We start from the raw sequence: 13,707 nt of genomic DNA, 5'->3' as shown, positions 1-13,707 counted from the left end.
TCGTATATGTTAATTTAATTTAGTGGTCTTCACAAATCTACAATTTTTTTTTAATGGTAAAAGTTTTTGGCCTAAAAATCATCTTTATCTTTGATGGCTCATGAAACCAATAACTCCCGCATCTTTCTATAGTATCCTGGAATCTAAATTTCCGCATACACCAACTGCCACACAATCAGTGGCTTTGCAAAAATTGGCAGCATTTACGCTCTCTGACGAAAAGAATGAAGTTTTTTTGTTAAAGGGGTATGCAGGTACTGGTAAAACCACTTTGATCGGTACTTTAGTAAATAGTTTATGGAAAGTACAGAAGAAAGCGGTGCTAATGGCACCCACGGGTAGGGCCGCAAAAGTGATGTCCAATTATTCACAGACACAGTCCTATACAATTCATAGAAAAATTTATTTTCCTAAAAAGCAAGGTGGGGGCGGAGTGCAATTTGTATTGGCCCCAAATAAACATAGGGATACATTGTTTATCGTTGATGAGGCATCAATGATACCTGATGTTGCGGCAGATTCCAAGCTTTTTGAGAACGGGTCCCTTTTAGATGATCTTATGATGTACGTTTATTCCGGTCATAAGTGCAAGCTGTTGCTTATAGGAGATACGGCACAATTACCACCGGTGCATTTGGTGCTGAGTCCCGCTTTGGATGCCGATAAGATTTCCATGGCCTATAACAAAGAGGTCGTTAGATTGGAGTTGAATGAAGTGGTAAGACAGGCTGGGGATTCCGGTATTTTGGCCAACGCAACTTTATTAAGGGAACAATTGCAGGGAGATTTTTTTGATGACTTTAAATTTGATGTACACCCCTTTACGGATATTGTAAGGTTAATAGATGGCAATGAAATCCAGGAAGCTATAGATAGCTCTTATTCTGAAAACGGTAAGGAAGAGACTGCGTTCATTGTGCGTTCCAATAAGCGCGCCAATTTATACAACCAGAACATACGTGAACGTATTCTGTTCTTGGAAAATGATTTGGCAGTTGGAGATTTTATGATGGTGGTCAAAAATAATTACTATTGGTTAAAACCAAATTCAGAGGCCGGTTTTATTGCCAATGGCGATATAATTGAAGTATTGGAAATTTATACTATAAAGGAGATTTATACTTTTAAATTTGCCGAGGTCAAGGTAAAAATGGTGGATTATCCCAACATGGCACCTTTTGAAACGGTACTGCTTTTAGATACCATTACGGCAGAATCTCCCTCTTTAAGTTATGAGGACGGAAATAGGCTATACCAAGAGGTAATGAAGGACTATGCGCACGAATCCTCCAAGTATAAAAAATTCTTAGGGGTAAAGAACAATAAATATTTTAATGGACTACAGGTAAAGTTTTCCTATGCAATAACTTGTCATAAATCTCAAGGCGGCCAATGGAACACTGTTTTTGTAGAACAGCCCTATTTGCCAAATGGTATGGACAAAGAATATTTAAGGTGGTTGTATACCGCGGTAACAAGGGCAAAGCATAAATTATATCTTATAGGTTTTAAAGATGATTTTTTTGTTGATTAATAAAAGTTTATTTTAGTGATTATGGTAAGTTTACTGTTGCCCACAATTAAAAAAGGAAAATGACATCGGAAACTATTTTAAGTATATTTTTAGGGGTTGGCCTGGCGGCATCGGTTGGTTTTAGGGTCTTTTTACCTTTGTTCGCTTTAAGTTTGGCTTCTTTTTTTGGTGTTTGGGAATTGAACGATAATTGGGAATGGATTGGAAGTTTAGTAGCCGTTATGACGTTAGGGAGTGCTACTTTATTGGAGATTTTCGCATATTTCATACCGTGGTTCGATAATTTATTGGACAGTATAGCGGTACCCTTGGCCGCCATAGCAGGTACTGCGGTCATGGTTTCAACAGTGGCGGACTTGGACCCTGTCATTACGTGGTCCTTGGCAATAATAGCTGGCGGCGGTACAGCAACGGCAATTAAATCTGCCGGGGCAACGGGCCGGTTGGCATCTTCGGTCACCACGGGTGGTGTTGCAAACCCGGTATTGGCAACGGTTGAGACCGGTACGGCCGTAGTAGTTTCCGCAGCATCTATATTTGCACCTATTTTGGCCGCAGTTTTGGTCATTATAATCTTGGTCATCATATTTAGGATCTATAGAAGTATAAGACCAAGGACAAAATCATAAAATCATAAGAATTGAAGATAATAGCAATGATTCCTGCCCGGTATGCGGCATCTAGGTTTCCGGCAAAATTAATGCAGGATTTGGCCGGTAAGCCCGTAATCGTAAGAACGTATGAAGCGGCAGTAAAGACCAAGTTGTTTGATGACGTGTATGTAGTTACAGATAGTGATCTTATTTATGATACCATTATCAAGGAAGGTGGGCTGGCCATAATGAGCAAGAAAGAACATGATTGTGGTAGTGACCGCATTGCCGAAGCGGTAATGCAGATGGACGTGGATATTATCGTCAATGTGCAAGGAGATGAACCCTTTACGGATAGGGAAAGTTTAGAAGGGGTAATGAAAGTTTTTGAAGCGGATATCCATAAGGAAATAGATTTGGCTTCGTTAATGGTAAGGATAACCGATGAAGAGGAAATCAATAATCCAAATACGGTTAAGGTCATTGTGGACAACAGAAATTTTGCACTCTACTTTTCCAGGTCGCCCATTCCTTATCCAAGGGCTAAAAATGATCATACGGTATATTATAAACACAAAGGCATCTATGCATTTAGAAAAAGTGCATTGATGGATTTTCAGCGTTTACCCATGTTACCTTTAGAAGCCACGGAAAAAATAGAGGCCATCAGGTATTTGGAATACGGCAAGAAAATTAAAATGGTGGAGACCAATGTACAAGGTATAGAAATAGATACGCCAGACGATTTAAAGAAAGCGCAAGCAGCATGGAAATAAATTTTGAAGGAGTACGCGTTATTGGTTTTGATGCCGATGATACCTTATGGGTCAACGAAACCTATTTTAGGGATGCGGAAGAAAAATTCACATCACTATTGGAAAAGTATGAGACCAAAAATAAGATAGACCAAGAACTATTTAGCACGGAAATACGAAACCTAGATTTATACGGCTATGGTATAAAAGGGTTTGTGCTGTCCATGATAGAATGCGCCTTGGAACTTTCAAACAATCAAGTATCCCAAAAAACAATTTTGGAATGCTTGAACCTAGGTAAGGAGATGATATCCCGGCCGGTAGAATTACTAAATGGCGTAACTCAGGTTTTAGAGCAATTAAAGGACAAGTATAGGTTAATAGTTTTGACCAAAGGCGATTTGTTGGATCAAGAGCGAAAAATTGAACGGTCTGGATTATCGCAATATTTTCATCATGTAGAGGTTTTGAGCGATAAAAAGGAAAAGAATTATAGAGATCTTTTGGATCATCTACAAATATCGCCAAGTGAATTTTTAATGATAGGAAATTCCTTAAAGTCAGATGTATTGCCCTTGGTAGGTATTGGTGCCAGAGCCGTTCATGTACCCTTTCATACTACTTGGCAGCATGAAGAAGTGTTGGAACCAGTGGAGAATAATGGATATATAACCATTTCTGCCTTGACCGATATTCTGGAATACGTATAATAATGGAGGAGAAAAAAGAAATTGCATTGAAGAACATACCTACAAGAGCTTCAGAACAATATAGAAATTTCCCAATGGTACCTCGGGTGGTATATGGTAAGGGAAGTTTTGATCAGTTAGGAGACATTTTAATGCCTAAGCGAAGGCATTCGGAAGCACCTATGATTTTTTTGGTCGATGATGTTTTTGAGAATAAGCCACTCTTAGAAAGGATACCAACAATTTTTTGTGATCAAATTATTTTGATATCCTCCAATGAGGAACCAAAAACAGAGCAGGTAGATGCGCTCGTGAAAAAGATTTTGGCTGATTTTGGTGAGTTACCTTCAGGCATTATAGGAATAGGCGGTGGTACATTGTTAGATTTGGCCAAGGCCGTGGCATTGATGTTGACCAATAAAGGTTCCGCATCGGATTATCAAGGGTGGGACCTTGTAAATACCCCTGCGGTTTATCATGTAGGTGTTCCTACCATTAGCGGAACAGGTGCAGAGGTTTCCAGAACAACGGTTTTAATGGGTCCGGATAAAAAGCTGGGCATTAATTCTGATTATACAACATTTGATCAAGTAGTATTGGATCCCGATTTAACAGAAGGTGTACCCAAAGATCAATGGTTTTATACCGGTATGGATTGTTTTATTCACTGTATTGAGTCGCTCAATGGTACGTTTTTAAATGCTTTTAGCAAAAGCTATGGGGAAAAATCCTTGGAACTCTGTAAGGAAGTTTTTCTGGCTACAAATTCAGCTACGGATAGTAGGGAAAAATTAATGATGGCCTCTTGGCATGGAGGTATGAGCATTGCATACTCCCAAGTAGGTGTGGCCCACGCCATGAGTTACGGTCTTGGCTATGTTTTGGGTGTAAAGCACGGAATTGGCAATTGTCTGGTGTTTCAATATTTGGAGGAGTTTTATCCAGAGGGTGTATCAATGTTCAAGAAAATGTTGCACAAACATACCATTGAACTTCCCGCGGGAATTTGTGCAAATTTATCGGAGGCAGAAATGAACACCATGATTACCGTGGCTATGGGCATGGCGCCACTATGGGAAAATGCCTTGGGGGAAAACTGGAAAACTATCGTTACGCCCAAAAAATTGGCATCTATTTATAAAAAAATATAATCTTAAAAACGTACTCCGTTCAAGCTAAGTCGAGAAAACTTACTTTGTTTATAAACCAGCTCGATGCAGCAATTCGCCAAATTCATATACTTTAGACTTTTAGGATGGAAAATAAAGGGAAGATTTCCATCTGAACTGAAGAAATTTGTTCTTATCGTAGTGCCACATACCAGTTGGTGGGATTTTCTTTTGGGGCTATTGGTACGCAAAGTCTGGGACGAGGAAATAAATTACATAGGTAAGAAAAGTCTCTTCGATTCACCTTTTGGGTGGTTTTTTAGGTGGACAGGAGGCGCCCCCATAGATCGTTCTAAAACGAATGACACGGTAAAGGCCACGGCTCAAATTTTTAACGAACGCGAAAAGTTTAGATTATCGTTATCTCCAGAGGGTACTAGAAAAAAGGTAGAGAAATGGAAGACAGGGTTCTATTTTATAGCCAAAACAGCACATGTGCCTATAGTTTTGGTGGCGTTTGATTATGGCAAGAAAGAAATCAGGTTATCAAAACCGGAATACCCAACAGATGATCAGGTTTTGGATTTTAAAAAATACCATGCTTTTTTTGATGGGGTAGAGGGTAAGCACAATAACTAATTTTAGGCTCATTAAATAAGCACTCCTTTTAAACTTCACAGTGTATTAATTCGACAAAAGGACTATTTTTTTAACAATTGTAATAAAACCTATAGAAAATCTTCTCGTAAGTAAGGTATAAAGCGTTCAGCTAATGACTGGGAAGAGCGCCGTAATATTAGAACATCAAGATTTTAAAAATAGGTTTTAGGTTATTTTAATTGGGAGAAGGTCCGCTTTTGGGAGGCGGGCCTTTTGTATTTAAAAAAGTCAATATTTCTTAATAGATAATAGCTGTATAAAAAAGTATTGATATGCAATACATTAGAATATATTGTATAGATAAACGTGTATTTTAACGAATTTAATGGTATATAAACGATCATAAATGGGTAAATATACTTTTGTTAAGATTTGTTAAAATAATTCCTGTATATTATCACCTCGCTTGAAGATTTTAGTCAAAATTGCTAAAGCAATCTGAAAGTATTCCCCCAAAAAAATTTAGATAGTAAACCCCACGTTTTACAAGAATGCCTAGCTGTGCTTTGGTTTTAAATCAAAACCAATTGAGTATGGGAGAATTTTACATCTCACCAATTTTTATTAATACTATAAATTTTTGGAAAAGAAAGTTTCATAAAAAAAATTCTTTCTTATCTCTCTACTCTCGTTGGCTACATGTAATAAGTAAACCTCACACATTTTTTTTAAATCTAAATTACGCATCATGAAAATCCAACCAATTTTTATTGCAAGGTGTCTTGCTATGTTCATTCTATTCTCTACGGGCAATTCGTTTTCGCAACAAGTACCCAAAAAAAAACTTAGAGGAATTGAGGTTTTGCCTCCCAATTTAAAAACGAAGGGCAAAATAAGTCCTCAAGCTGTTTTTGAAAATTTTAATCTTTCAAACAATATAAGTTTTCAGCAAGTAGCAACTAAAAAAGACGAAAAAGGTGTAGATCACCAGAAATATCAACAATATTATAGAGGTATAAAAGTTGAGTTTGGTCAATCTATAATACATTCTAAAGAAGGTACTGTCCAAGCTATTTCCAATAGTGTATTCGAAATAGAAAATTTGTCTACAGCACCATCTATATCTGCTACAGCTGCATTAAATAGTGCTATAACATATATAGGTGCTGAACAATACTTATGGGACAATCCGGCAGAGGCGGCCATGGTTGATGGTTATAGTAAGCCAACTGGTGAATTGGTGATTTTCCCGGTAATAAACCAGGATTTTAATTCTCCAAAATTAGCGTATAAATTTGATGTTTATGCCCTAAAACCTATTAAGAGAGTAGACATATATATTGATGCGGACAATGGTCAGGTTTTATTTGTTAATAACAAAATACATACAGTGGATACTCCAGCGTCTGGAGAAAGCTTGTATAATGGCCCTGTAAATTTTATGGCAGATTTTACTGACAACTTGTATTCTTTACGTCAGGTTTCGGATGGTAATGGTATAGAAACCTATAACATGAATAATGGTACTGATTATACCTTGGCTACGGATTTCACTAGCAGTACCAATGTGTTTTCAGGAAGTGAAATTGGAGTGCAAGCACATTATGGTGCAGAACAAACGCATAAATATTTTATGCAAGAACATGGTAGAAATTCTTTTGATGATACAGGTTCTATATTAAAATCTTATGTAAGTACCAATTTAATAGGATTGGGGTATAATAATAATATAAATGCGTTTTGGGATGGAACCAGGATGACTTATGGCGACGGAGATGGTGTCAATTATGGTCCCTTAGTAGCATTAGATATAGTAGGTCATGAAATTGCCCATGGAGTTACCGAATATACGGCAAGTTTAGTTTATCAGAATGAGTCTGGGGCTTTGAATGAATCATTTTCAGATATATTTGGGGAATCCATTGAATTTTTTGCCCAAGGTACCAACGATTGGTTAATGGGTGATGCTATTGGTTTTGGCGGAAGTGGAGGGGCATTGCGATCTATGAGCAATCCTAATGCTTATTCAGATCCAGACACGTATGGCGGAACGCATTGGATTAATACAATAAATTGTCGACCGGTAAATACAAATGATCTTTGTGGGGTTCATATAAATTCTGGAGTACAAAATTACTGGTTTTATTTATTAAGTGTTGGTGGTTCAGGTACCAATGATAACGGAGATGCTTATGGAGTAAATGCCATAGGTATGGAAAAAGCAGGAGCTATTGCCTACAATAATTTGGCGAACTATTTAACACAGTTGTCCGATTTTGAGGATGCACGAATGGGGTCAATTTTGGCAGCCATTGATTTGTTTGGTGCTGGAAGTTCAGAAGAAATTGCAGTGACCAATGCTTGGCATGCTGTTGGTGTAGGAGAACCGTTTGGTGTAGCTCCGACTCCTGCAGTTTGTGATACAGGTGATATTACCGTGGATATTACTTTTGATCAATATGCTGATGAAACCCAATGGCGTTTATTTGGCCCTGAAGGTTACATTATCGATGGCCGAGATTACACTTCTGCGAATAGTTCTACTAATTTGGTAGAAACACTACAACAAAATTTTGATAGTAATGGCAACCCGATAACCCCTGCGCCATTGGAGCCAGGTGAATATCGTTTTGTAATGTACGATGCTTATAATGATGGTATGAACAGTGGTTATGGTGTAGGTTCTTATATTTTAGCTAGTGCAGATCGTACAATTTTTACCGGTGGTACTTTTGGCTTTTACCAAACTACCAAGTTCTGTATTGAGGAGTCTTCTGAATTAAATGTGGATACGGAAATAACATCAAATGAATTCGATAGGTTATTTGTAACCGATGTAGATGGTGGGGATAGCGATGATAATTTTGAACTTTCTACCCTTAACGGGAATCTACGAATTTTAAGTTCAAGTACTATTGGGTCTAGTTTACCTAATATAATTCAAATAGATCCTAATACTGTAGAAATTCCATTATCGGACATTACCAATAGTATAATATTTGAAGGTTTACTTGGAACTAATACGGTATATCTAAATGACGCAATAAGTATGCCGAATCAATCTATAGTTTTTGATGGTTTTGAGATAACTATAGCTGAAAATGGATTTTTGGAATTTCTTTCATTAAACGGCATTAGTAATGGATCAATTGAATTAAATGGTGCAAGTATTAATTCTACGATACCTATAAATTTATTTCAAAGTACTATGACCGGTGTAGGGTCTATTATAGGCGGTTTAAATGTTAATCGCCAATCCGAAATTTCTCCGGGAACAAGTCCAGGGATAATCTCAACGATAGATTTGACAATTCAGAGTAGCAGTAACTTGGAAGAAGACAATAGTACATTTAATGTTGAAGTTTACGGAAATATCCCTGGTGTAGATTATGACCAAGTTGTAGTGAGTAACAATGTAAGTTTGGTAGGAGCAAATTTAAATCTCATTGGAGGTTATAATAATGCAGAGAGTGATGAGATTATAATTATAGAAAATAATGGAACAGGACCAATTACGGGAACGTTTCAAGGATTGGAAGAAGGTTCGGAAATAAACTTTGGTGACTTTAGTGGTATTCTAAGTTACATTGGTGGCGATGGCAATGATTTGGTTTTAATGGGAGTTCCTTCCTGTGCTCTTGCCTTTACCGACCAACCACAAGATGTAACATTATGTCAAGATGAGACAACGTTAGAATTTACTGTAGTAGCATCAGGTACAGGTATTTTAAGCTATAACTGGCAAGCCTTGGGTAATGGTCTAACAGAATGGACAGATGTAGCCGATCAGGACGGTACCGCAACCTTATCATTGAATTCTCCAGTTCAGATGGAAAGCAGTGGCCTGCAATACCGTGTGGTAATTACAGATGACCAAGGAACTGTAGACCCAACAGATGATTGTAATATTATAAGTAATGCTGCTATTTTAAACGTGAACCCCTTGCCTTTACCACTTATTTCCGGGCCAAATTCCTATGTTGAGGGTAGTGGTGGTGTTACACTTGATGCCGGACCCGGTTTTGTAGATTATTTATGGTCTACAGGAGAAACTACACAGACCATTATAGTAGTTGAAGGTAACTATTCAGTTGAGGTAGTAGATGATAATGGTTGCACGGGAAGCTCCGAGGCTTTTACCGTATCAAAAATAGATTCAGATTTATTGATAACTGAAATCATGTACAATCCAAATGGAACGGACGGTGTTTGGGAATGGATAGAAATTTATAACAAAGGCCTACAGCCAATAGATTTGGCAGGTTATGTTTTAGATGATAACCAGGGCTCGTCAATAGCTTCTGCCAATATTGTTTCAGGAATTATACCACCACAAGGGTCGGTTATCCTTTACGATGCAGACTTGACTCAAGATCAGTTTAAAGATGCTTGGGGAGATGTTAATCTAATTCCAGTTACGGATTTTCCTTCTTTGGGAAATAATGGAGGGGATACTATTGGTATTTGGAGTAGCTATTTAAATTATGATGGAGATAACCAGACCCAGTTAAATGTAGTGGAACAGGTAGATTACACCAATGAATTGCCTTGGCCTTCGGATGATGGTTTTGCATCAATCTATCTTACGGATTTATCTGCGGATAATCAACAAGGTGGAAATTGGGCATTGAGTACAGTTGATGTTGCTACACCATTGTTTACGGCATATACCAGTATAGGGGTTCATGGTAATTCTGGAGCTGACATTGGCTCTCCGGGAACACCGGCAGAAGTGGATGTTGAAGCTCCCATTATTACATGCTCGCCTAATGTAACTATGAGTAATGATATAGGGTTATGCGAGGCAAGCTTCCCAATTATACCAGCTACGGCAACCGATAACGTAACATTGCCGGAGAACATTACCATTGATTTTGTACGAAGTGATGGAGCATTATTGACCTTGACAGATCCTTTTCAAGTAGGTGAAACAATTATTACATGGACTGCAACCGATGAGGAAGGGAACACTTCTGAAAGCTGTGAACAGATTATAACCGTGACAGATGATGAAGCCCCAACAGCGGTAGTCCAAAATGTTGTTCTTGAATTAGATGCACTAGGAGAGGTGACACCTAACGTATTTGCTATAGGAGCAGTAGTAAGTAGAGATGATAATTGCGGTGTAGAGGGAGCAGTAGGCGTAACGGGACCAGCAACGTACACCTGTGCAAATCTTGGTGTTAATCCTGTTACTCTTTATATTAGGGATATTAATGGCAACGAAACACCTTATGATATAACATATACAATAATTGATCCTCTAGGTATTTGTGCAGATGTAACCCCACCTGTCATTACCTGTCCCGCAGATGTTACTGTTGCTTTTGGGGAGTCGACCGACCCTTCTGAAACGGGTACGGCTACGGCAACGGACGATATTGGTATTGATGGGATAACTTTTATTGATGCTACCGTTGACCAAGTTATTACTAGGACTTGGACGGCAACGGATACCAGTGGAAATAGTGCCTCATGTAATCAGTTAATTACAATTGAACCTGAAAATGACACAACGCCACCAGTAGCGGTCTGCAAAGATTTTACATTGGTGCTAGATGAATTTGGATTGGGAAGTCTTAACGTATCAGATGTGGATGGTGGATCAACGGACAACGTTGCATTAGCCTCCATATCAATTTCGCCATCCAGTTTTAATGAATTGAATATTGGGGAAAACCTGGTTACAATGACGGTAACAGATACGTCTGGAAATAGTGCTAGTTGCACGGCGACGGTCACGGTACAAGCTGCTCCAGATACAACCATACCTGAAGCTATTTGTCAAGATTTTACTTTGGTACTTGACGCTTCTGGATTTGGAACTATATCTGCTGCTGATGTAGATGGTGGTTCAACCGATAATGTAGGAATTGCATCAATGTCGGTATCACCTAGTAGTTTTGATGAAAGCAATATAGGCACCAATCAAGTAATTTTGACAGTAATAGATGCAGCGGGGAACGAGGATGAATGTACAGCAACGGTGACCGTTGAGGCAGCACCTATAGTTGCATGTGCGAACAATTTACCTAACGAGGATCCAAATATTGTTTTACCGGCGGGTACCAGAGCGTTGGGGGTAGATTCTGCACTGGGAATTTCAACGGATACCAATGGTAGTCCATGTGCATTGGGTGTTAGTAACCAAGATAGTGGCCAGCCATGGGGAACTTATCGTATTGCAATTCGTCTGGCGGATTATGGTATTAGTGAAGGTGATGAGATGTTCATAGGTGTAGATGGTAAAAGCCTTACCGGAACGGCAAGAATGGAAGTAAACCGTAATAATGCGCCCAATACGGCCATAGCTCAAAGAACTTTTGGTAGTGATTGGAGTAGATATGAATCCACGTTCATAGTTCCGGCAGGGTTAACTAGTTTGGATTTATGGTTCTTTAGTAATTATGCACAATCCAGTCCCGGAGTTGCACTTTATGATAATCTTGTTGTAAGGAACCTTAGCGATGTCGGTGAAAACCTGGTACCAATTGCCAACGCAGGAAATGATGTTGTCATTGAGGATACCGATAATAATTTGGTGGAGACCGTACAGTTGAACGCAACCAATAGTATTGACCTAGATGGTAATATTATCTCTTATAGTTGGGCGGAAAATGGTATAATTATAGCGACGGGCCCTACACCTTCTGTAGATTTTGATTTAGGCGTACATACTGTAGAATTAACGGTCGTTGATAATGAAGGGGCCGAAGATACTGATGTAGTGCAGATTTCAATTGTGGAACCTTTGGTTGTTACCGAGTGTCCTAATGGGTTAATGAACGAACATCCGGCAATAGTATTACCGTTGGGTACCATTGGGGCCGGAGTGGATACTGCGTTAGGTATAGATTCGGATAGCAATAGCAGTCCATGTGCTTTGGAAGTTGCTAATAATGATGCCGGACAGCCATGGGGTTCTTATCGAATAGCAATAAGATTGACTGACTATGACATAAGGGTTGGCGATGAACTAAACATTAGTGTTGACGGCAAAAGTTTAACAGGTACGGCACGAATGGAGATAAATCGTAATAATGCCCCTAACACCTCATTGGGTTCTAAAACTTTTGGTAGTGAATGGGAAAATTATAACACGACCTTTATTGTACCTAGCGGTGTAACGACTTTAGATCTATGGTTCTTTAGTAATTATGCCCAGTCTAGTGCCGGTGTTGCACTCTATGATAATTTATCTGTTATAAATCTTAGTGATACAGGTGATAATCTAATTCCAATAGCTAATGCCGGAAATGATATTAATGTAGAGGATTTAGACCAAGATGGTAGTGAAGAAGTCTCGTTGAACGGTTCTAATAGTACCGATCTTGATGGAGAAATAATTAGTTATACATGGAGGGAGAACGGTTCCGTAATCGCAAGCGGAGAATCGCCAACTGTAACATTTAATGTAGGGGTCCATGAGGTGGAATTAACTGTAATGGATATTCAAAATGCTATAGATACAGATACGGTCAGAATTACTGTTACCGATCCTTTGGCAATAGCCTGTACAGATGATTTAGAGAATGAATATTCAGGTATGATATTACCTGCAGGTACAATTGCATTGGGTGTGGATTCTGCTGTAGGAATCTCAACGGATACCAATGATAGTCCATGTGCATTGCAAGTGAGCAATTCAGATAATGGTCAACCTTGGGGATCTTATAGGATTACCATTGATTTGGCGGCACAGGGCATCACCTGGGGAGATGAATTGTATGTATCGATAGATGGTAAAAGTCTTACCGGTACGGCAAGAATGGAAATAAACCGTAACAACGCACCTAACACCTCATTGGGTTCTAAAACTTTTGGTAGTGAATGGGAAAATTATAACACGACCTTTATTGTACCTAGCGGTGTCACGACTTTAGATCTATGGTTCTTTAGTAATTATGCTCAAAGTACACCCGGTATTGCACTTTATGATAATTTAAGGATTGTTAAACTTGATGTTCCTGGACTTACTGCCAAGAATAATGAAATCGTGCAGCCGGTAAATAGCTTAAGTCTATATCCAAACCCTGCCAATATAGAAACTACAATTAGTTTTGATCAACCCACCACTGTAGGTACCATTCAAATATTTGATGTTATGGGAAGATTGGTGCGGACTATAAAAGGTGGGCTGATAGATTCAAATGGTTCTCCTGTTAATGTTCAGGAAATACCTACGGGAACTTATTTTGTAAAAACCATAGATGAATCTGGCATGGAGTTCCAGCAACAAATGCTCATAGAAAGGCAGTAAATTAATACTCTATATTCTTATAATGGAGGCCTCTTGTAGGCCTCCATTTTTATTTACGGTCCAGTTAAAAGTTACGGGTTAATCTTTGGTGTAGAATGTACAGTTAAAAAAGTCAGCTACCGTTTATTATTGTACATGGTCGAGAAATACATATAGTTTTTACTATT

At 38.6% G+C, this 13,707-nt stretch carries 7 protein-coding genes; all 7 read left to right on the top strand.

Annotation, left to right across the window (positions count from 1 at the left end; translation table 11 throughout):
• The first annotated feature begins 100 nt into the window (after positions 1 to 100).
• The 7 genes from Q2T41_RS03385 to Q2T41_RS03355 all read left to right on the top strand — a co-directional run bounded on the left by Q2T41_RS03385 (position 101) and on the right by Q2T41_RS03355 (position 13,540).
• Positions 101 to 1,534 carry an ATP-dependent DNA helicase gene (locus tag Q2T41_RS03385; protein ID WP_089259823.1) on the top strand — a complete coding sequence of 478 codons (1,434 nt, stop codon included), beginning with the start codon at positions 101 to 103 and terminating at the stop codon, positions 1,532 to 1,534.
• 59 nt (positions 1,535 to 1,593) lie between these two features.
• Positions 1,594 to 2,163 (top strand): DUF4126 domain-containing protein, encoded by a 570-nt coding sequence (locus Q2T41_RS03380; RefSeq protein WP_089259824.1) that lies wholly within the window; start codon positions 1,594 to 1,596, stop codon positions 2,161 to 2,163.
• A gap of 26 nt (positions 2,164 to 2,189) precedes the next feature.
• Positions 2,190 to 2,903 carry a 3-deoxy-manno-octulosonate cytidylyltransferase gene (gene kdsB, locus Q2T41_RS03375; protein ID WP_304437395.1) on the top strand — a complete coding sequence of 238 codons (714 nt, stop codon included), beginning with the start codon at positions 2,190 to 2,192 and terminating at the stop codon, positions 2,901 to 2,903.
• Positions 2,894 to 3,592: an HAD family hydrolase gene (locus tag Q2T41_RS03370; RefSeq protein WP_304434952.1), complete on the top strand. Its 699-nt coding sequence runs from the start codon at positions 2,894 to 2,896 to the stop codon at positions 3,590 to 3,592. Before kdsB ends, Q2T41_RS03370 begins: the two co-directional genes overlap by 10 nt.
• Positions 3,593 to 3,594: 2 nt before the next feature.
• The gene (locus Q2T41_RS03365) at positions 3,595 to 4,722 is read left to right on the top strand and encodes an iron-containing alcohol dehydrogenase family protein (RefSeq protein WP_304434951.1); all 1,128 of its coding nucleotides are present in this window, start codon (positions 3,595 to 3,597) and stop codon (positions 4,720 to 4,722) included.
• Between the two features lie 63 nt (positions 4,723 to 4,785).
• A complete protein-coding gene (locus Q2T41_RS03360; protein ID WP_144801316.1) occupies positions 4,786 to 5,319 on the top strand; it encodes a 1-acyl-sn-glycerol-3-phosphate acyltransferase in 534 nt (177 codons plus the stop codon).
• 709 nt (positions 5,320 to 6,028) lie between these two features.
• On the top strand, positions 6,029 to 13,540 hold the full coding sequence (locus Q2T41_RS03355; protein ID WP_304434950.1) for a M4 family metallopeptidase: 7,512 nt from the start codon (positions 6,029 to 6,031) through the stop codon (positions 13,538 to 13,540).
• The last annotated feature ends 167 nt before the right edge of the window (positions 13,541 to 13,707 follow it).

The organism is Maribacter confluentis, from assembly GCF_030505015.1.
Lineage (GTDB): Bacteria > Bacteroidota > Bacteroidia > Flavobacteriales > Flavobacteriaceae > Maribacter > Maribacter sedimenticola.
This window is presented reverse-complemented; position numbering and strand designations above follow the sequence as displayed.

Excerpts from the sequence above, each read along its gene's own strand:
- Q2T41_RS03385 (WP_089259823.1), top strand. The coding sequence starts at position 101 with ATGAAACCAATAACTCCCGCATCTTTCTATAGTATCCTGGAATCTAAA.
- Q2T41_RS03370 (WP_304434952.1), top strand. The coding sequence starts at position 2,894 with ATGGAAATAAATTTTGAAGGAGTACGCGTTATTGGTTTTGATGCCGAT.
- Q2T41_RS03380 (WP_089259824.1), top strand. The coding sequence starts at position 1,594 with ATGACATCGGAAACTATTTTAAGTATATTTTTAGGGGTTGGCCTGGCG.
- Q2T41_RS03360 (WP_144801316.1), top strand. The coding sequence starts at position 4,786 with ATGCAGCAATTCGCCAAATTCATATACTTTAGACTTTTAGGATGGAAA.
- Q2T41_RS03355 (WP_304434950.1), top strand. The coding sequence starts at position 6,029 with ATGAAAATCCAACCAATTTTTATTGCAAGGTGTCTTGCTATGTTCATT.
- Q2T41_RS03365 (WP_304434951.1), top strand. The coding sequence starts at position 3,595 with ATGGAGGAGAAAAAAGAAATTGCATTGAAGAACATACCTACAAGAGCT.
- kdsB (WP_304437395.1), top strand. The coding sequence starts at position 2,190 with ATGATTCCTGCCCGGTATGCGGCATCTAGGTTTCCGGCAAAATTAATG.